The sequence below is a fragment of the Streptomyces sp. BBFR51 genome, from assembly GCF_044591655.1.
Lineage (GTDB): Bacteria > Actinomycetota > Actinomycetes > Streptomycetales > Streptomycetaceae > Streptomyces.
The window spans coordinates 5,083,237-5,100,837 of sequence record NZ_CP172448.1 but is presented as its reverse complement, the minus strand read 5'-3'; the positions used below and the strand labels follow the sequence as shown (position 1 = coordinate 5,100,837).

18 protein-coding genes are annotated in these 17,601 nt (G+C 69.4%); 3 read left to right on the top strand and 15 right to left on the bottom strand.

Annotated features, from left to right (window positions below; genetic code table 11):
* Positions 1–28: 28 nt before the first annotated feature.
* From rpsS to rpsJ, 6 genes are read right to left on the bottom strand one after another with little or no spacing between them, the layout of a single operon-like run.
* Positions 29–310: a 30S ribosomal protein S19 gene (rpsS, locus tag ACGH7X_RS23390; RefSeq protein WP_055418366.1), complete on the bottom strand. Its 282-nt coding sequence runs from the start codon at positions 308–310 to the stop codon at positions 29–31.
* Positions 311–322: 12 nt separating this feature from the next.
* Positions 323–1,159 (bottom strand): 50S ribosomal protein L2, encoded by an 837-nt coding sequence (gene rplB, locus ACGH7X_RS23385; RefSeq protein WP_030400225.1) that lies wholly within the window; start codon positions 1,157–1,159, stop codon positions 323–325.
* Between the two features lie 39 nt (positions 1,160–1,198).
* Positions 1,199–1,618: a 50S ribosomal protein L23 gene (gene rplW, locus ACGH7X_RS23380; RefSeq protein WP_399887591.1), complete on the bottom strand. Its 420-nt coding sequence runs from the start codon at positions 1,616–1,618 to the stop codon at positions 1,199–1,201.
* Positions 1,618–2,277 (bottom strand): 50S ribosomal protein L4, encoded by a 660-nt coding sequence (gene rplD, locus ACGH7X_RS23375; RefSeq protein WP_310871732.1) that lies wholly within the window; start codon positions 2,275–2,277, stop codon positions 1,618–1,620. Before rplD ends, rplW begins: the two co-directional genes overlap by 1 nt.
* A 7-nt stretch (positions 2,278–2,284) precedes the next feature.
* On the bottom strand, positions 2,285–2,929 hold the full coding sequence (rplC, locus tag ACGH7X_RS23370; RefSeq protein WP_398322243.1) for a 50S ribosomal protein L3: 645 nt from the start codon (positions 2,927–2,929) through the stop codon (positions 2,285–2,287).
* 17 nt (positions 2,930–2,946) lie between these two features.
* The gene (rpsJ, locus tag ACGH7X_RS23365) at positions 2,947–3,255 is read right to left on the bottom strand and encodes a 30S ribosomal protein S10 (RefSeq protein ID WP_003948644.1); all 309 of its coding nucleotides are present in this window, start codon (positions 3,253–3,255) and stop codon (positions 2,947–2,949) included.
* Between the two features lie 466 nt (positions 3,256–3,721).
* On the opposite strand from rpsJ, the gene ACGH7X_RS23360 reads away from it, so the two are divergent.
* Entirely contained in the window at positions 3,722–5,266 is a 1,545-nt protein-coding gene (locus ACGH7X_RS23360) for an FMN-binding glutamate synthase family protein (RefSeq protein ID WP_399887588.1), read from the top strand.
* Between the two features lie 226 nt (positions 5,267–5,492).
* On the opposite strand, the gene ACGH7X_RS23355 is transcribed toward ACGH7X_RS23360, so the two are convergent.
* From ACGH7X_RS23355 to ACGH7X_RS23325, 7 genes are all read right to left on the bottom strand, one after another.
* Entirely contained in the window at positions 5,493–6,098 is a 606-nt protein-coding gene (locus tag ACGH7X_RS23355; RefSeq protein ID WP_399887586.1) for a hypothetical protein, read from the bottom strand.
* A gap of 1 nt (position 6,099) precedes the next feature.
* Positions 6,100–6,708, bottom strand: coding sequence for a hypothetical protein (locus ACGH7X_RS23350; protein WP_399887585.1), 609 nt, complete (start codon positions 6,706–6,708; stop codon positions 6,100–6,102).
* Positions 6,708–11,267 carry a DUF6531 domain-containing protein gene (locus tag ACGH7X_RS23345; RefSeq protein WP_399887583.1) on the bottom strand — a complete coding sequence of 1,520 codons (4,560 nt, stop codon included), beginning with the start codon at positions 11,265–11,267 and terminating at the stop codon, positions 6,708–6,710. The genes ACGH7X_RS23350 and ACGH7X_RS23345 overlap by 1 nt, the downstream gene beginning before the upstream one ends.
* A gap of 105 nt (positions 11,268–11,372) precedes the next feature.
* Positions 11,373–12,509, bottom strand: a complete 1,137-nt coding sequence (locus tag ACGH7X_RS23340) for a PP2C family protein-serine/threonine phosphatase (protein ID WP_399887581.1) — start codon at positions 12,507–12,509, stop codon at positions 11,373–11,375.
* Between the two features lie 229 nt (positions 12,510–12,738).
* Positions 12,739–13,128: a hypothetical protein gene (locus ACGH7X_RS23335; RefSeq protein ID WP_399887579.1), complete on the bottom strand. Its 390-nt coding sequence runs from the start codon at positions 13,126–13,128 to the stop codon at positions 12,739–12,741.
* Between the two features lie 261 nt (positions 13,129–13,389).
* Entirely contained in the window at positions 13,390–13,533 is a 144-nt protein-coding gene (locus ACGH7X_RS23330; RefSeq protein ID WP_399887577.1) for a hypothetical protein, read from the bottom strand.
* A gap of 136 nt (positions 13,534–13,669) precedes the next feature.
* A complete protein-coding gene (locus tag ACGH7X_RS23325; RefSeq protein ID WP_399887575.1) occupies positions 13,670–14,317 on the bottom strand; it encodes a hypothetical protein in 648 nt (215 codons plus the stop codon).
* A 529-nt stretch (positions 14,318–14,846) separates the two neighbouring features.
* Between ACGH7X_RS23325 and ACGH7X_RS23320 the strand changes: the two genes are divergently transcribed.
* The gene (locus ACGH7X_RS23320) at positions 14,847–15,203 is read left to right on the top strand and encodes a MerR family transcriptional regulator (RefSeq protein WP_399887573.1); all 357 of its coding nucleotides are present in this window, start codon (positions 14,847–14,849) and stop codon (positions 15,201–15,203) included.
* Positions 15,204–15,253: 50 nt separating this feature from the next.
* Positions 15,254–15,613, top strand: a complete 360-nt coding sequence (locus ACGH7X_RS23315) for a hypothetical protein (RefSeq protein WP_399887571.1) — start codon at positions 15,254–15,256, stop codon at positions 15,611–15,613.
* Here the strand turns inward: ACGH7X_RS23315 and ACGH7X_RS23310 are convergent.
* Positions 15,598–16,011: a CBS domain-containing protein gene (locus tag ACGH7X_RS23310; RefSeq protein WP_399887569.1), complete on the bottom strand. Its 414-nt coding sequence runs from the start codon at positions 16,009–16,011 to the stop codon at positions 15,598–15,600. The two genes, ACGH7X_RS23315 and ACGH7X_RS23310, sit on opposite strands and share 16 nt — an antisense overlap.
* 85 nt (positions 16,012–16,096) lie before the next feature.
* Positions 16,097–17,539 (bottom strand): DEAD/DEAH box helicase, encoded by a 1,443-nt coding sequence (locus ACGH7X_RS23305; protein WP_399887567.1) that lies wholly within the window; start codon positions 17,537–17,539, stop codon positions 16,097–16,099.
* Between the last annotated feature and the right edge of the window lie 62 nt (positions 17,540–17,601).

Sequence of the window (17,601 nt, the reverse complement as noted above, 5' to 3'; positions counted from 1 at the left end):
TGTTTGTCATGGTCATTCCACCCCGCTGTTAGCGGCGCTTCGACTTCCGGTCGTCCTTGACGTGACCCCGGAAGGTGCGCGTCGGCGAGAACTCGCCGAGCTTGTGGCCGACCATGGACTCGGTGACAAACACCGGGATGTGGGTCTTGCCGTTGTGCACCGCGATCGTGTGGCCGAGCATCGCCGGGACGATCATCGAGCGACGGGACCAGGTCTTGATGACGTTCTTGGAACCGGCTTCGTTCTGCGTGTCCACCTTCTTGATCAGGTGGTCGTCGACGAAGGGCCCCTTCTTCAGACTACGAGGCATCTCAACCCGTCCTTAGCGCTTCTTGTTCGTCTTGCGGCGGCGGACGATGTACTTGTTCGACGCCTTCTTGGGCGAACGAGTACGGCCTTCCTTCTTGCCCCACGGGGACACCGGGTGGCGACCACCCGAGGTACGGCCTTCGCCACCACCGTGCGGGTGGTCCACCGGGTTCATGACCACACCACGCACGGTCGGGCGAACGCCCAGCCAGCGCTTACGGCCCGCCTTGCCCCAGTTGATGTTGCTCTGCTCGGCGTTGCCCACCTCGCCGACCGTGGCGCGGCAGCGCTGGTCGACCAGGCGGATCTCTCCGGACGGCATGCGCAGGTGGGCCATCGAGCCCTCCTTCGCGAGCAGCTGCACGGAGGCACCGGCGGAGCGGGCGAACTTGGCGCCGCCACCGGGACGGAGCTCGATCGCGTGGATCGTGGTACCGACCGGGATGTTGCGGAGCGCCAGGTTGTTGCCCGGCTTGATGTCGGCCCCGGGACCGTTCTCGACGCGGTCACCCTGCTGCAGGTTGCGCGGGGCGAGGATGTAGCGCTTCTCGCCGTCGGCGTAGTGCAGCAGCGCGATGCGCGCGGTGCGGTTGGGGTCGTACTCGATGTGCGCGACCTTCGCCGGCACGCCGTCCTTGTCGTGCCGACGGAAGTCGATGACACGGTAGGCGCGCTTGTGTCCGCCACCCTGGTGGCGAACGGTCACACGACCGGCGTTGTTACGGCCGCCCTTGCTGTGCAGCGGGCGGACCAGCGACTTCTCCGGCGTGGACCGCGTGACCTCGACGAAGTCGGCGACGCTGGAGCCACGACGGCCCGGCGTAGTCGGCTTGTACTTGCGGATTCCCATTTCTCAGTCCTCGTCCGATTCCGGACGATCCGACCTCCGTCAGGAGGTAGGACCGCCGAAGATGTCGATACGGTCGCCCTCGGCAAGGGTCACGATCGCGCGCTTGCTGTCGGCACGCTTGCCGAAGCCGGTGCGGGTCCGCTTGCGCTTGCCCTGGCGGTTGATCGTGTTGACCCCGGTGACCTTGACCGAGAAGACCGCCTGGACGGCCTCCTTGATCTCGGTCTTGTTGGAGCCCGGCGCGACGATGAACGTGTACTTGTTCTCGTCGAGGAGCGCGTAGCTCTTCTCGGACACGACCGGCTTCAGCAGCACGTCACGGGGGTCCGTGAACGACTTGCTGACGGGCGTGACGACGGTGTTCTTGCCCTCGGCCTCGTGGCGACGCGCCTTGGCGACGCGCGCGGCCTTGGCGGCCTTGGCCGCCTTCGAGGCGATGCTCGGGTGACGCGTAGCCATCAGGCTTCGCTCCCTTCGGTGTCAGCGGCCTTGTTGGGGCCAGACACGAAGGACTCGAAAGCGGCCTGGGTGAAGACCACGTCGTCCGAGACGAGAACGTCGTACGTGTTCAGCTGGCCCGGCTCCAGGATGTGGATCTGGGGCAGGTTGCGGGCGGACAGCCACGCGGCCTCGTCGGCGCGGTCGACGACCAGGAGCAGGTTCTTGCGCTCCGAGATCTTGCCGAACAGCGTCCGGGCGGCCTTCGTGGACGGGTTGTCGCCCTCGATGACGCCGGTGACGACGTGGATGCGGTCGTGGCGGGCCCGGTCGGTGAGGGCGTGGCGCAGGGCCGCGGCCTTCATCTTCTTCGGGGTCCGCTGCGAGTAGTCACGCGGCTGCGGGCCGTGGACGACGCCACCGCCGGCGAACTGCGGCGCACGGGTCGAACCCTGGCGGGCGCGGCCGGTGCCCTTCTGGCGGTACGGCTTCTTGCCGCCACCACGGACCTCGCCGCGACGCTTGGTCTTGTGCGTGCCCTGGCGGGCAGCGGCGTTCTGCGCGACGACGACCTGGTGGATCAGCGGGATGCTGATCTTCTCCACGCCGAAGATCTCCGCGGGGAGCTCGACGCTTCCGGTCTTCTCGCCGGCAGGCGAAAGGATGTCAACAGTGCTCATCGGTACCTCAGGCCCCCTTGGCCGCGGTGCGGACCAGGACGAGGCCGCCGTTCGGACCGGGAACCGCGCCCTTGATGAGCAGCAGACCCTTCTCCGCGTCAACGGCGTGGACGGTCAGGTTCTGGGTGGTGACCCGCTCGTTGCCCATACGGCCGGCCATGCGGAGGCCCTTGAACACGCGGCCCGGGGTGGCGCAGCCACCGATGGAACCGGGCGAGCGGTGCTTGCGCTGGGTGCCGTGTCCGGCGCCGAGGCCCTTGAAGTTGTGACGCTTCATGACACCGGCGAAGCCCTTGCCCTTGCTCTTGCCGGTGACGTCGACCTTCACGCCGGACTCGAAGACCTCGGCGCTGACTTCCTGACCGAGCGTGTACTCGGAGGCGTCGGCCGTACGGATCTCGACGAGGTGGCGGCGGGGGGTGACGTCGGCCTTGGCGAAGTGGCCCTTGAGGGGCTTGTTCACCTTGCGCGGGTCGATCTCGCCGAACGCGATCTGGACGGACTCGTAGCCGTCGACGTCGTTCGTGCGGACCTGGGTGACGACGTTGGGGCCGGCCTTGACGACGGTGACCGGAACAACACGGTTGTTCTCGTCCCACACCTGCGTCATGCCGAGCTTCTCGCCCAGGATGCCCTTGATCTGCTTGGTCATCTTCAGATCACCGGCCCTTAGAGCTTGATCTCGATGTCGACACCGGCCGGGAGGTCGAGTCGCATCAGAGAGTCAACGGTCTTGGGGGTCGGGTCGAGGATGTCGATCAGGCGCTTGTGCGTGCGCATCTCGAAGTGCTCGCGCGAGTCCTTGTACTTGTGCGGCGACTTGATGACGCAGTACACGTTCTTCTCAGTGGGCAGCGGCACCGGGCCCGCGACCGACGCACCAGTGCGAGTCACCGTCTCGACGATCTTCTTCGCCGAAGAGTCGATGACCTCGTGGTCGTAGGCCTTGAGCCGGATGCGGATCTTCTGTCCCGCCATGGCTACTCAGTAGTCCTGTCTCTCGTAACGCTCTGGACCCGGTGGTCCCTGTCCATTCCGCTCCCCCTCCGACCCACGCGGTCGGGCGTGTCGCACTCTCGCTGACATGGATGTCCCTCTTCGGGACTTCCCTGCATGGGGAGTGCGGGCCCTTCCGGAACCGCGGACCGGGGGCGAGAGGCCCACCGGGTGCCTGGTCTGCACCCCGCTGACGCTTCCCGGAAGATTCCCGTACGTCCGCCCCTACATCTCTCGATGTAATGCGTGAGGCGACGAGTACTGTGGGACTCGCTTCCGGTCCCCCCGGCGGGAGGCGCGCAGCATCGGCACTCGACCGAGCAACCCCGCTAGTCTGCCATACGGGGCGCGGGGCTGGCCAATCGGGCCGGAGAGAATACCCCGGGGGTGGCAGAGATCAAACCCGGGCGCCCGTCGCCCGAATCGATCACCGAGAAGTGGAGCATGCATGCGCGCCCGGAACCTCGTCCTGGCCACCGCGACGGCGCTGGCGGCGGTGGCAGCCCGCGACCTCGTCCAGAAGAAGCACGCACTGCTGCGGAACTTCCCGGTGGTCGGGCATGCGCGGTACCTGCTGGAGACGATCGGCCCGGAGCTGCGGCAGTACATCGTGACCTCCAACGACGAGGAGCGTCCGTTCAGCCGTGATCAGCGCACCTGGATCTACGCGTCGTCGAAGGCGGAGAACAACTACTTCGGGTTCGGAACCGACAACGACGTCGAGCACATGCAGGGGCACGCGTACCTGAAGCAGCGCACGTTCGCCGGCACGCTGCCCGACCTGCACGACCCGCAGGCCCCGCTGCCCTCGGCCAAGGTGCTGGGCGGTCCACGCGGGCGCGCCAAGGCGTTCCGGCCCGCGAGCGTGGTGAACATCTCGGCGATGAGCTTCGGATCGCTCTCCGGCGCGGCGGTCACGGCGCTCAACGAGGGGGCGGCGCTGGCGGGCGCCCTGCAGAACACGGGAGAGGGCGGCATATCCCCGTACCACCGCAACGGCGGTGACCTCGTCCTTCAGCTCGGTACGGCGTACTTCGGCTGTCGCGACGAGGACGGCCGTTTCAACCTCGGCAAGCTGAAGGACGTGGTCGCCGGCGCCCCGGTCAAGGCCATAGAGATCAAGCTCTCCCAGGGCGCCAAGCCGGGGCTTGGCGGGATGCTGCCGGGCGAGAAGGTGACCCCGGAGATCGCCGGGATCCGCGGCATCCCGGTCGGCGAGGACTGCGCCTCCCCGTCCCGGCACACCGCGTTCAGCGATGTCGACTCGATGCTCGACTTCGTCGAACTGCTCGCCACCGAGACCGGTCTGCCGGTCGGGATCAAGAGCGCGGTGGGCGAGATGGACTTCTGGCAGGAACTGGCCACGCTGATGGCGCGTGGCGACCGTGGCGTCGACTTCGTGACCATCGACGGCGGCGAGGGCGGCACCGGGGCAGCGCCGCTGACCTTCTCCGACTCCGTGTCGCTGCCCTTCCGGATGGGCTTCTCCCGGGTCTACGGCACCTTCGCCGAGCTGGGCCTGACCGACGAGCTGACCTTCATCGGCTCCGGCAAGCTCGGCCTGCCCGAGAACGCCGCGGTCGCCTTCGCGCTGGGTGCCGACATGATCAACGTGGCCCGCGAGGCGATGCTGTCGATCGGCTGCATCCAGGCGCAGAAGTGCCACACCGACAAGTGCCCCACCGGCATCGCCACGCAGAACAAGCGGCTGGCCCGCGGCATCGACCCCGCCTCGAAGGCCGTCCGGACCGCCGCCTACCTGACCACGCTGCGCAAGGAGCTGATGAAGCTCTCGGCGGCCGTCGGCGTCGCCCACCCGGCACTCATCACGGCCGCCGACGTCGAGATCATGAACGGCGACTACGACGCCCGCTCCCTGCTCGGCGTCTACGGCTACAAGGACGGCTGGGGCGAGCTGGGCCCGCACCTCGCCGAGGAGATCACCGCACTGCTCGCCACCGCACCGGCCTCCGTGCAGCCGCCGGGCGCCTGACGCGCCGCGCGGCGCCCGGGACGTTCACCCCGGCACACGGGCAGCGAGGCGAGGAAGGCCTGCGCCTCGTCCCGTACATGGCGCGAAAGGTCGACCAGCGTCTCTACGGCCGTCTTCAGCTCGCGGGCCAGGTCGGGAACCGCTCCCACGGCTGCGTCTTCCGGGTCACGACGGCGTACAGCAGTGGGCTCAGTCGTGCAGCCGCACCACATCGAAGTCGGCCAACTCAGGGGCGGTGGTGCTCCAGGAAGCCTTCGAGCACGTCGGGCGGATTGACGGCCTCGGTGGCCTCCACCTCCCAGCCGGGGCGGTCCATGTCGAAGAGGACGACGGGCAGCGTCCGGCCGAACACGTGCCGCAGGCAGCCGGCGTCGTGCAGGCTGCGGGCGGCGGCGGTACAGACGCCGTCGAACTCGCGCACGAGCCGATCGCCACGCTCGTCGTCCTCGTCCTCGTCCCCGTCCGCCTCCCCGCCCACGTCCTCCTCGTACCAGTGCCCCTCCGCCCTCGCCTCGGCCAGGTGGAGTGCGCTGCCGGTCCGGTCCTCGGGGACGTGGCCGACCCTCGCGAACCCCTCCAGCGGCCAGTACGCGTACTCCCAGGCGGCCGTTCCCTCGTGCGAGCACTCGTGGGCCAGCACCCGGCGGACCTCGTGCCGCGTGTTGTGGCCGACGGCCACGTAGGGGAACCGGGGGTCCTGGTCGACGTGGTCGACGCGGAGGGACACGACGTAGATGTCGGGACGGAGCCCGGCCGGAAATGCTTCGACCAGGTGCCGCACGCCGCGGACGACGTGCTCCCGGAAGCCTGACGCGGCCGTTTCGGCGGGCATGTCAGAAGCCCCACGGATCGGGGTGGGGCTTGCGTGAACGGTCCTCCGACCAGATGAGGCGGGCTTCCAGGTCCGCGCCCAGGATCTCCCGGAGACGGTCGACGACCCACCCGTTCCACTGCACGGCTCCCGGGAACTCCGGCACCCGGAAGGCCGGCAGCCCGGCGGGCAGGGCATCGGGGAGGAAGACCGTCGACTTCATCTGGCCCGTGCCCCTCTTCGGCTTCGACGACCGGCGCCGATCGACACAGTCGACGACGTTCTCCGCCAGGAACAGGAGGTAGCCGGAGTCGGCCTCCGGGTCGCTGCCCTCAGGGAAGACCGGAAGGTACCGCCCCGCCCTCGACATCTCGTCCGCGAGGAGCGTGGCGACACGGCGGCTGAACACGGGGGCTCCGGGGTACGCGCAGGGAAACTCCGCCGGTCGCAGCCGAGGATTGCCAACCCATTCCGCGGTGAACGACTCCGGCAGGTCCGCGCGGTCCCCGGTGCGCAGCCAGCGGATCAGCCTGCGGTGGGCGTACTCCTCCAGGGACAGGGCCCGGAAGTCTCCCAGGCTCGGCATCAGGCGGTAGACCGCGAGCGGCCCAGCGGGGCGGTCAGTCGTCATCACGCCGTCCAGACCGCACCGGGGCCCGGTGCGCCGGTGGCGAGCTCACCCTCGACCTGGCGGCCGATGCCGCGCAGTTCCCGCCGGAGCTGGGAACGAATGGCTCGGTTCCCCATTCCCTGGTCCACACCATCACGCACGACCTGTTCGAGGTGCTGGTTGACGCGGCGCAGGAAGGGTTCGCGGTGGGTGTAGTTGTGGGGGGACGGGTGACCCAGCGGAATTCCGTTGGCTGCGTCGTTGACATCGACTCCATACCTCTCCAGCAGTGCACGGCTGCGGGCTCCGGGCACCCAGTGACCCGCGTTGCCTCCGGACGGAACGATATGGGCAGCGGCATGGCCGCGCGGCACCCGGCGGCCCTCACGCCTCATGTTCCTGCGCAGGCGCCGTGCGTTCTGCCGGCACGTGAGAAGACCGAGGTAGTCGATCCAGAGCAGCGGGTTGAGCGTGTAGCGGTGCGGATGCGGGCCGGCCTCTGTCCCCAGGGGGTCGGGACTGATGTAGGTCGCCGTCACCGGGTCGTAGTGCCGGAAGTAGTTGTAGTGGAGCCCTGTCTCCTCGTCGAAGTACTGCCCGGGGAAGCGGAGCGGTGTGTACGCCCTGGCGTCCGGGTCGGGGGCGGTGATGCCCCAGAGCGTGGCCTTCGAGCACCACACGAGGTCGCCGTCTTCGGAGACGAGCTCGGTCGGTGTACCGACGAGATCGGTGACGACGGCGAAGAACCGTTCGTCGACGACTTCCTGAGGAGCGTGGGCCAGTGTGGTGCGTTCGGTCTGCGCGACGGGGCGCACGCCTTCGCGGTCCCAGGTGAGGGAGTGCTCCTCCGGGAGGTCGTGCGTGCGCGTGCTCTGCTCCACGAGGTGCGGGCCGTCCCAGGTGAAGCGGGTCTCCTCCACCGGCGTCGTTCCGTCAGTGTCCATGCGCAGCTTCGCGACGCGGCGCCCGAGGGGGTCGTAGCGGTACCGCCACAGCGTCCCGTCGGGCGTGAGTACCGAGGTCAGGCGGTCCTCGGCGTCCCAGGTGTAGCGCCAGATGTCTGGTTTGCGGGAGAGCCGGGTTCTGCGGCGCACGGTCACGCGGCCCGCCGCGTCGTACTCGTAGCGGACCGAACCGGCTCGCGAGACCCGGTGGCCCGAGTGTTCGCGCTCCCCGCGCCCTTCCGGGACGGGCTGTCCCTCGGGCCACGACGCCCAGGTCTGGTTGCCCGTCTCGTCGTACGCGTAGGTCTCGGTCCAGTCCGGTGCGCGGACGGCAGTGACCCGTCCCACCGTGTCGACGTCGAACGTGCGGCGTCCCGCTCCCTGTTCGTCCAGCGCGGTCACGCAGCCGTCGGCTCGGTAGGTGTACGTCTGCCGCTTGAGCGGCCTGGCGGACGGCGCGCCGGACACCGTCTGGCCCGTAAGACGGTCCTCGGTGTCCCAGGACTGCGCGAGGACGGGGCCGGACCGGCCCAGCCGCCGCGTGGTCTCCCGTCCGGCGGCGTCGTACGACGAGACCAGGGCCCGACCGGAGGCGGTGAGAACGGTGCGGTGGCCTGCCGCGTCGTAGTCGTACCGAGTGGTGACTCCACTCGGCGTCGTACGGCGCGCCGGCCGGCTCAGTCCGTCGTACGCCGTCGTGGTCGCGCGCCCGTCGATCGCCTCGCTCGTGATGCGTCCGGCGGCGTCGTAGACGTAGCTGAGCGTGGCGTCGGCACCGGTGGCACCGAGGAGCCGACCGGCGGCATCGTGGGAGAAGACGGTGGTGGCCGAGTCGTCGACCGTCTTCTCCACCTGGTTGCCCACACTGTCGTAGCGGAAGGCCGTCGTCTGCCCCAGCGGGTTGGTACGGCTGAGCAGTTGGCCGGCCGCGTCGTACGCGTACGTCACCGTCCGGCCGTCGAAGTCGGTCTCCGCTACCGGTCGGCCCGCCACATCGTGGACGTAGTCCCAGGTGGCTCCGCGCGGACCACCGACCCGGACGAGGCGCAGCTCGGTGTCGTGCACGAAGTCGTACCGGGCTCCGTCGGGTGTCGTCCGGGACGTCAGCAGGTCGAACGGGCCATAGGTGAAGCGGGTGACCTGACCCAGCGCGTCGGTGTGGGTGACGCAGTTTCCCTCTCCGTCGTAGGTCCAGTGTTCACCGCTGCCGTCCGGGTCGCGCCGGGACGCCTGGTGGCCCTCGACGGTCCAGGTCGTCACGGTGGTGGAACCCAGGGGGTCGGTGACGGTGGCGCTGCGGCCGAAGGTGTCGTAGGTGTAGTGCCAGACGGATCCGAGCGGGTCCGTCGCGGACAGTGGCTGCCCGGCCGCGTTGTTGGTGAAGGACTGCGTCGCGCCCAGTTGGTCGGTGAGTGAGGTGAGGGCGCCGGTCCCGTCCCGGGTGAACGTCACGGTGGCTCCGTCGGGGTGGGTCACGGCCGTGCAGTTGCCCCGGTCGTCCCACTCCTGTCGGACCACTGCCCCGTCGTAACCGGTCAGCTCGACCAGAAGGTTGAGCTCGTTGAATCGCGCGGTGGAGGTGGAGCCGTCGGGGAGGTGGACGGCTTCGAGGTTTCCGGCCGCGTCCCATTCCATCCGAGTGGCACGGCCCAACGGATCGGTGCGAGAGATGAGTTGATCGCGTCGGTTCCATTCCTGCCGGACCACGTGCCCCAGCGGATCCGTCTCGGCGACCAGTTGGAAGGCATCGTTGAACTGGTAGACCGTGGTGTGGCCCAGCGAGTCGACGGCGGTGGTTCGGTGTGCCGCGTCGTCGTAGGTGAACGTGTAGTCCAGGAACCCGTCGATCCCCTGTCCGGCGGTGCAGCGTCCGACGTCGTCGTAGGCGAAGCGGTACCAGGCTCCGTTCCGGTCCTCCCAGCCAGTCATGCGGCGGTGCTCGTCGTAGCGGAAGCGCAGCGGGAGGTCCGAGGAGTTGGTGACCGAGGCGAGGTTGCCGGTCGTGTCGTAGCCGTAGCGGGTCAGAACGGGCCGTTCCGGGTCGCTGTCCAGGGACAACGCCGTGATCCTGCCGCTCTCGCAGGTCACGCCGATGCGGTATCCGCCGTGGTGTGTGATGGCCTCCGGAGTGCCGTCGGCCGTGTACGAGACCGTGATCGTGTTGTCGTTGCGGTCCCTGATGGCCGTGATCGGGAGTTCGGCGGGCGCGCACTGCGGCAGGGGCCGGAAGACCATGGACCGCCCGTCCTCGGGCCGGTGCACGGTGATCTCGCCGTCGGGAGTGCCGTCCCAGGCCATGGGCCATTGCGGACCTTCCACCGGGAGCACGGGCACATCGGGCTCCGGCACCGGGTAGGTGAGGATCATTCCGTCCTCGGACACGTAGCGCACCCCGGACGGGTCCAGGACGAGACGCTGGTCGAGTGTCGTGGTCCAACTCCGCCCGAGCAGCTGCCCGCCCCGGGTGCCGGTGCGGTAGTGCCGTTCGAAGAGGAGCGGCAGCATCCCGTCCAAGGACACGTCCGTCGCGGACATGACCATCTCGCCGGTGGCCATGTCGACCGGGTCGCCACGCGTCAGCAGCTTCTTCATCTGCCGGCCGAGCGACCGGGTGCCCTTGCCCAACCCCTTCACGCCGAGAGCCATGCCTTTGAGCCCGGTCTTGCCGAGAGCCTTCGCACCCTTGGCGAGTCCGCCGAGGGTCGTCAGGCCCTTCATGCCGGGTATGCAGTCCAGCGCGGCCAGCCCCACGTCCCACAGGGACGCCTGGCCCTTGCTGTATTTGTAGAGCGTGTCCGCGAGGACGACCAGCGCCGCGACCAGCACGATCGCGCCCAGGATCGGACCGCCGATGATCATCGCGACGATGCCGACGACGGCGACGACGACCTTGCAGACGGCGACGATGTTGTCCCAGTTGTCGGAGAACCAGTCGCCGACGTCCTCCCACCACGACCGGTTCTGGATGCCGGCGTCGGACGCCTCGTCGATCTTGTTCTTGGCCTCGCGGGCCGCGTCGTCACGCATCTTGCGCGCGTCCTCGGCCATCTTCTTCGCCGCGTCCAGCGCACCCTGCGCGGAGTCGACGGCCGACTGCGCATTCGTCTGCGCGGTCTTGGCGTGCTGGGCATCACGGGTGGCGGCGCGGACCTTCGCCTCGTCCGGCTTGTCCGCGTCCGACTTGCTGCCGGTCGGGTCGTCCTTGTACTTGTCCGCCTCCTTCGACGCCCGCGTCACCCACGAGTCCGCCGAGGACAGCTTCGACTGCGCCGAGGACAGGTCGGCCCGTGCCTCCCGCGCCTTGACCAGCGCCCTGTCCGCCAGGGCCTGCGCCCGCTCCAGCTTCGGCCAGAAGTCCGTGAGCGCGTCGCCGCACATCCCGTACGACTTCTCCAGCTTCTTGAGGTTCTTGGGAACGCCGGAGAACTCCTCCTTGAAGACGGTCGCCGACTTTCCCGCCCACTCCGCCAGCGTGCTCTCACCCGCCATGCCCTTCACCAGACGCAACGCCTCGGAGACGTCGTCGGCGAAGTCGTGCAGCGTCTTCGCGAGCGTGCGCACCCGCTGCGGATCACCCGGGGTCGGGTCCTTGTCCAGGTCCAGGACATGCCAGTCACTCGGCCTGTGGCCCACCATCCCGCAACCCCCGTCAGCCCACGCGCATCAACAACAACCCGTATGCACACGTGAACTTACAAGGCACAGCCGTTCGAAGAAAGGTGGCTCCTGAACCGGCTCAGCTCACGGAAGCGTGGGCGCGCGGCGGACGGTCAGGATGGCGACGTCGTCGTGTGGTTCTGCCTTGCCGGCGTAGGCGTGGGCATCCTCGTGGAGCGTTCGGGGCAGGTCGCTGCGCGGTAGGTCGCCGAGGACGGCGAGACGTTCGTCCAGGGGGTAGAACTCGCCGTCCGCCGCGCGGGACTCGGTCAGGCCGTCGGTGCTGAGCAGCAGGGCCGCGCCGCCGGGAAACGGGAAACGGCCGACGGTGACGGGTTCGGCCGCGAGTGCGGCGAGGCCGAGGGGAACGCCGCTGTCCAGCGGCGGCGAGGTCACCGCGTCGGCGTCGAGCAGATGCGGCGGCACATGACCGCAGTTGACGGCCTGTACCTCGTCCACCTCGTCGCGGGTGTCAATGTTGAGGACGAGGGCGGTGACGAATCGTTCGTCGTCGCCGGCCCGCGCCACGTAGGAGTTGTGCCGTACCACGGAGGCGTCGAGGGCGTCGACGAGCGCGGTGAGCGTGGGCTCGCGATGGGCCGCCTCGCGGAAGCTGCCGAGGACGGCGAACGCCGTGCCCACCGCGTCCAGTCCCTTGCCCTGGACGTCACCGATGAGGACGCGGGTTCCCCAGGCGGACTCGACGACGTCGTAGATGTCTCCGCCGACGAGCCGGTCCTCCTGCACCGGCTCGTACACGCCGTCCACCAGGACGTCGTCGGTGCGCAGCGGCAGCGGGCGCAGGATCTGCCGCTGCATGGCCACGGCCGCGGAATGCAGGCGTACCATCGTGCGCTCGCTGCGGATGCGACGGCGGCAGGCATACAGCGATGCCGTGATCAGGCAGGCGGTGAGCACCAGCAGCAGGACCCGGTCGGCCGGCGCGACGTCGCTGCCGCCCGGCAGGAACGCGGCGGAGCCGAGGAGCGCGGTCCAGGCACAGACCAGGGCCGTCTGCCGCACGGTGCACAGTGCCGCTGCCGTGGCGGGCAGGAACACCAGGAGCCCGACCAGCGCCACGCCCGAGTTCGCCAGCGACCCGATCACCGCCACCAGCACCGTTACGGCCACCATCCCGACCAGCAGTTGGCCCGTCCCCGGCGGCTGAATGGTTTCGCGGGAGGACGTGGGGGCGGAGTGCTGGCGACGGGTTCGCGACACACGATCTCCAGGGTCGGGCGGTGAACCCACGCATTCTCGGCCGGACCCCGGCGCACGGGCCTCCGCCTCGCCGGGGCATTCGGGGGATGCCGCGAGCGGAACACCGCCCCGGTCGAAGGTCGGGGTTTCGTCCATGGCGTTCACCGCGATGCTCCTGCTGCCCGGCCCCTTTGCCCGCAGTGCGGCGTAAAGCTCCGGCGTCGGCTCGCCGTGCGCGTACGGTCCGGGATCAGTCGGCCCAGGGGACGCGTACCGGCTTGCGTTTCCACCACTCGCCGAGTTCCTCTTCCGGCCTCTCCGTCGTCGGACGTACCCACGGGCGGAGCGAAAGCTCCGGGTCCGGGAGAGTGGCGGCGCCAAAGCGTGCGTCGAGCCGAGCAAGCTGGTGCCCCGGCGGGCCCTCGCCGGCCTCTTCGGGCAGCGCACTGATCACCGGGTCCAGAGCGTCCCTGGAATCGAGGTCGTTGTCGTAGGCGCTGACGGGGTAGAAGTCGTCGCCGTCCCAGCCTGGCACCATCCGGCGGACCACACGCTCCCAGGACGCGAACCGGTCCGCCACCGAGGACACGGGCACCGTCGTCTTCTCCCTGATGTGCGGCGCGACTCGCGACCTCTCCACCTCCAGCCGTTCCGCATCACACCGGGCGATCGCCTCCAGAACGGACGGTGGCAAAGCGTTCCGCACGGACCTGCTCTGCGGGGCAGCCCAGAACACGTCATGCGCCCGTCGCTCCCGGCCCCGCCGAGTCCGACCGGGTTCGGCTGCGCCTGTCACACCGCTCGTCCCACCACGTGAAGCGGGGGGTGCCGGACGGGGTGCTGCGCATGCGCAAGCCCTGCGTGTGTGGAGGACGAGGGCTCATCGTCTGCGCACCGCCTTCTAGGCGTCGATCGCCGCGTAACAGGAGCTCAGCCGCCACGCGTCCAGCTTGTTCCGGACCGTCGAGACGACGCTCCAGCACTTCAGCCACGTCGGCAGCCTTCGGAACGGTACGAAGGTCAGGGTGTCGTCGATGGCGTTCACCGCGATGCTTGAAGGCGAACCCTCGCTGGGCGACGTCCGGGAGCCCCATCGCCTTGACGATCCGGCACGGGTCGGGGCGACCTGCTCCAGCAGGTCACTCGGCACCCGGGGAAACAATCACCGCTCCCCACCCCCGTCAGCCCACGAACCGGAACGTGGACGTGACCGCGTCGAAGATGTCGAAGAAGGAGTCCGCGAGGTCGAGGACCTGGCTGCTGCCCGCGACCAGCGCGACCTTGCCCTCCTGGCCGGGGACCGGGATGTACGTCTGCATCAGGATCGCGCGGACCGTGCGGTTCAGGGCGTCGTCCGGGACCGGGATGTCCTCCACGCCCTGGGTGCGGGCCGCGGGACCCACGCCGGGGATGTCGACCGTGGTGACCTTGCGCCAGGAGTCGCCGGGCTTCTTCGGCTCCTTGACGGCGAGTTGGGCGGCGATGGCGGCCGGGTCGGTGGGGAGGGGGTCGCCGGTGGACGTGCGGCCGCCGACCAGGGAGACCGTCACCGAGCCCGTGATCGGGGTGTCGCCGCCGAAGCTCTCCGCCATGCAACCGCAGTACAGCGCACCCGACTTCCACGCGTCGGACGCCGCCTTCTGGAGGAAGGTGACGTACGCCGACCGGGAGGACTTCAGCTCCGGGTGCTCGCGTATGCGGTCGTCGACCATGCGGCGGATCGAGTCGTCCCGGGACTCCGGGCGTACGTCGAACTCCCACCAGGACTCCGGGACCTTGATCCGGAACCCGCCCCGCTCGACGGTCAGTGCCTCCGTGTAACGGGCCATGACGTACCCGGCCTCCCCGTTCGTCGCTAGGTCAGTTGTGCCGACATCGTCCCACCGATCGAGCGGCCGGGAGGAGCGGTCGACGTGGCCCGATCACCCTGGCTACAGAAAATCGCTCACCTGTTTGGAGTAAAACCTGTCGTGGTCACAGTAGACATGTGACAGTCACAGGGGTTAATCTCCTGCTGTACTCAAGAAGTCAGTGAGGCGCGGCAGACACGAACTGCCCGCATGTGGAACAGCACGCAGGACCAGCAAGACCGACAGGCACGAGAGAGAAGGAGGAGGACGCCATCAGGATCGCCCGGGCGAGAACGTTCTCACCGGGTACCGCAGGCCCCGGAACGGAAGGTGGTCCCACGGTCACGCATCCGCGATCCCTCATCCGCCCGCCCCTCGACGCGGGCCGGAGCGGAAACAGAAGGCCGGCAGTGCAGTAAGCCGGCAGATGGTGTTACAAATCCCTCGGGGCCTTGGTGCCGTACGGCACCAAGGCCCCTCGACGCATTCCCCGCAAGCAGAGGTGCAGATGACCGCAGACACGCCGCTCCACCGAATCGACGACGACGACTACCCCGCGTACACCATGGGACGGGCGGCCGAGATGCTCGGCACCACGCCCGCCTTCCTGCGGGCCCTCGGCGAGGCCAGGCTGATCACGCCGCTGCGCTCGGAGGGTGGCCATCGCCGCTACTCCCGCTACCAGCTGCGTATCGCCGCTCGCGCCCGCGAGATGGTGGACCAGGGAACGTCCATCGAGGCGGCTTGCCGCATCATCATCCTGGAGGACCAGCTCGAAGAGGCCCAGCGCATCAACGAGGAGTTGCGGCGCGGCGATGCCGGGGCCTCCGGAGACAAGACCGGGAGTGCTCGTACTGGCCGGTAGGTGCCACCGACCGGTCCGCCCGCGCGGACCGGTGGATAAAATCCGGTCTCATGCCGAAGCCTGACGAGCTGATCGTCGATATCGCTGCCCTTGTGGAGTCGGGGCGGAGCAGTCGGATGTCCCTGACCGTGGTCACCGACGGTGCCGTCATCACCGGTCGCCTGGCACCCGAGGCCGTGTGGAGGCGGCGGGTGTCGGATGTGCTGACGGATTCCGCCGACCTGGGCGACTTCTCCGCCGTCTTCGACGCTCCCGCGGAGCATGACGGACCACCCACGCACCTGCACTTCCATGTCGCCCGGATCCTCCAGGGCACGATGGGCATCCCGGAGACGGGCGGGATGTACCGCGTGGCGATCGAGGACGTCAGTGCCTGGACGGTGGGCGACTTCAGCTACTCCGACCACTGACCCGTCGCGAGGACGCCCAGGGTGTTGCCTTCTTCGTCGACCACGGGCAGAGCCGCGAGCCGGCGGTGCCGCATCGCGTGCTCGGCTTCGGCCACCGTGGTGAGCGGCGAGGTGAAGGGCCCGTCGACGTCGGCGATGTCGCGCAGGCGCACCCGGTCCGTGTACGCGGAACCGTTCCGCACCGCGGTCAGGCGGGCCCGGGTGACCAGGTCGGTGTACCGGCCGTCCTGGTCGCAGACGACGAGGTGGCCCGTACGGGCGGCGGTCATGACGGACAAGGCCACCTCGACCGTCATGTCGTCCCAGACCTGAGGCCCGGCCGCGACCATGGCGTCGGCGGCCGTCCTGTGCATGGCGCTGGTGCTCGCTGAGCGGGGAAGCGTCTGGAGCAGCGTCAAGAAGTGCCTCCTGCGGAGCTGGGTCGGCTTTCTGACCAGGGTGTCCAGGGCGGTCCAGGACTGTCCTGGAACGTCCTGGACGGTTCTACGCTGCTGCCGCGTCCGTGGCGGTCCGCCGGGCGGGCGCGCGACGGATCGCCGAAACCGGGCGGCGTCGGCCGCGTGAGGCGGCGCCGCGCTTGGGACGTTCGGCGACCGGCGCGGTGACGACGACCGGGACGCCGGAGGGGGCCTGGGCGCCGGTGATGCGGTGCAGGGCCTCCGCACCGGCGCGGACCCGGGTGGTCTGCGGGACGATGCCGGCTGTCGCCATGAGGCGGGCCACGGCATGGCGCTGGTTCGGCGTGACCAGGGTCACGACGCTGCCGGACTCGCCGGCGCGGGCGGTGCGGCCACCGCGGTGGAGATAGTCCTTGTGGTCGGTCGGGGGGTCGACGTTGACGACGAGGTCGAGGCTGTCGACGTGGATCCCGCGCGCCGCGACGTTGGTCGCCACCAACACGGTGACGTGCCCGTTCTTGAACTGCGTCAGCGTACGCATGCGCTGCGGCTGCGACTTGCCGCCGTGCAGGGCGGCGGCCCGCACCCCGCTGTTGAGGAGGTGCTCGGTGAGACGGTCGACGGCGTGCTTGGTGTCCAGGAACATGAGCACCCGGCCTTCGCGTGCGGCGATCTCGGTGGTGGCCGCGTGCTTGTCGGCGCCGTGGACGTGCAGAACGTGATGTTCCATCGTCGTGACCGCACCGGCCGACGGGTCGACGGAGTGCACGACGGGGTCGCTCAGGTAGCGGCGTACGAGCAGGTCGACGTTGCGGTCGAGGGTGGCGGAGAACAGCATGCGCTGGCCGTCGGGACGCACCTGGTCGAGCAGCGCGGTGACCTGCGGCATGAAGCCCATGTCGGCCATCTGGTCGGCTTCGTCGAGGACGGTGACCGACACCTCGTCCAGTCGGCAGTCGCCGCGCTCGATGAGGTCCTTGAGGCGTCCGGGGGTGGCGACGACGACCTCGACGCCGCCGCGCAGTGCGCCGGCCTGCCTGCCGATCGGCATCCCGCCCACCACCGTGGCCAGGCGCAGCTTCACCGACCGGGCGTACGGCGTGAGCGCGTCCGTGACCTGCTGGGCCAGCTCACGCGTGGGTACGAGGACCAGCCCCAGCGGCTGCCTGGGCTCGGCATGCCGACCGGCCGTACGGGCCAGCAGGGCCAGCCCGAAGGCGAGGGTCTTGCCGGAACCGGTACGCCCCCGGCCGAGCACGTCGCGGCCGGCGAGGGTGTTCGGCAGGGTCGCGCCCTGGATCGGGAACGGTACGGTCACGCCCTGCGAGCCGAGCGCGGCCAGCAGCTCGGCGGGCATGGCGAGGTCGGCGAAGCTCGCCGCGGCGGGCAGCGCCGGGGTGACCGTCTCCGGGAGGGCGAACTCGCCCTGGGGCTGGAAACCGTGTCCGTTGCGGTTCTTGCCCGGTCCCGGGGCGGCGGTGTTTTTCCGAGTGCGGGCGAAGCGGTCGTTCGTGCGTGTGCGGTTCATGCGGAACCTTCCTTGATGCGGTGCGGCACATATCAAGGAATTCCCGCAGCAGGAGGCGCGTG

Bases quoted from the DNA above. Each gene is read 5' to 3' on its own strand.
- rplC (WP_398322243.1), bottom strand. From the start codon at position 2,929: ATGACCAAGCAGATCAAGGGCATCCTGGGCGAGAAGCTCGGCATGACG.
- ACGH7X_RS23315 (WP_399887571.1), top strand. From the start codon at position 15,254: ATGCCGAAGCCTGACGAGCTGATCGTCGATATCGCTGCCCTTGTGGAG.
- ACGH7X_RS23345 (WP_399887583.1), bottom strand. From the start codon at position 11,267: ATGGTGGGCCACAGGCCGAGTGACTGGCATGTCCTGGACCTGGACAAG.
- ACGH7X_RS23355 (WP_399887586.1), bottom strand. From the start codon at position 6,098: ATGCCCGCCGAAACGGCCGCGTCAGGCTTCCGGGAGCACGTCGTCCGC.
- ACGH7X_RS23305 (WP_399887567.1), bottom strand. From the start codon at position 17,539: ATGAACCGCACACGCACGAACGACCGCTTCGCCCGCACTCGGAAAAAC.
- rplB (WP_030400225.1), bottom strand. From the start codon at position 1,159: ATGGGAATCCGCAAGTACAAGCCGACTACGCCGGGCCGTCGTGGCTCC.
- ACGH7X_RS23360 (WP_399887588.1), top strand. From the start codon at position 3,722: ATGCGCGCCCGGAACCTCGTCCTGGCCACCGCGACGGCGCTGGCGGCG.
- ACGH7X_RS23350 (WP_399887585.1), bottom strand. From the start codon at position 6,708: ATGACGACTGACCGCCCCGCTGGGCCGCTCGCGGTCTACCGCCTGATG.
- rpsJ (WP_003948644.1), bottom strand. From the start codon at position 3,255: ATGGCGGGACAGAAGATCCGCATCCGGCTCAAGGCCTACGACCACGAG.
- rplW (WP_399887591.1), bottom strand. From the start codon at position 1,618: ATGGCTACGCGTCACCCGAGCATCGCCTCGAAGGCGGCCAAGGCCGCC.
- ACGH7X_RS23320 (WP_399887573.1), top strand. From the start codon at position 14,847: ATGACCGCAGACACGCCGCTCCACCGAATCGACGACGACGACTACCCC.
- rpsS (WP_055418366.1), bottom strand. From the start codon at position 310: ATGCCTCGTAGTCTGAAGAAGGGGCCCTTCGTCGACGACCACCTGATC.
- ACGH7X_RS23325 (WP_399887575.1), bottom strand. From the start codon at position 14,317: ATGGCCCGTTACACGGAGGCACTGACCGTCGAGCGGGGCGGGTTCCGG.
- rplD (WP_310871732.1), bottom strand. From the start codon at position 2,277: ATGAGCACTGTTGACATCCTTTCGCCTGCCGGCGAGAAGACCGGAAGC.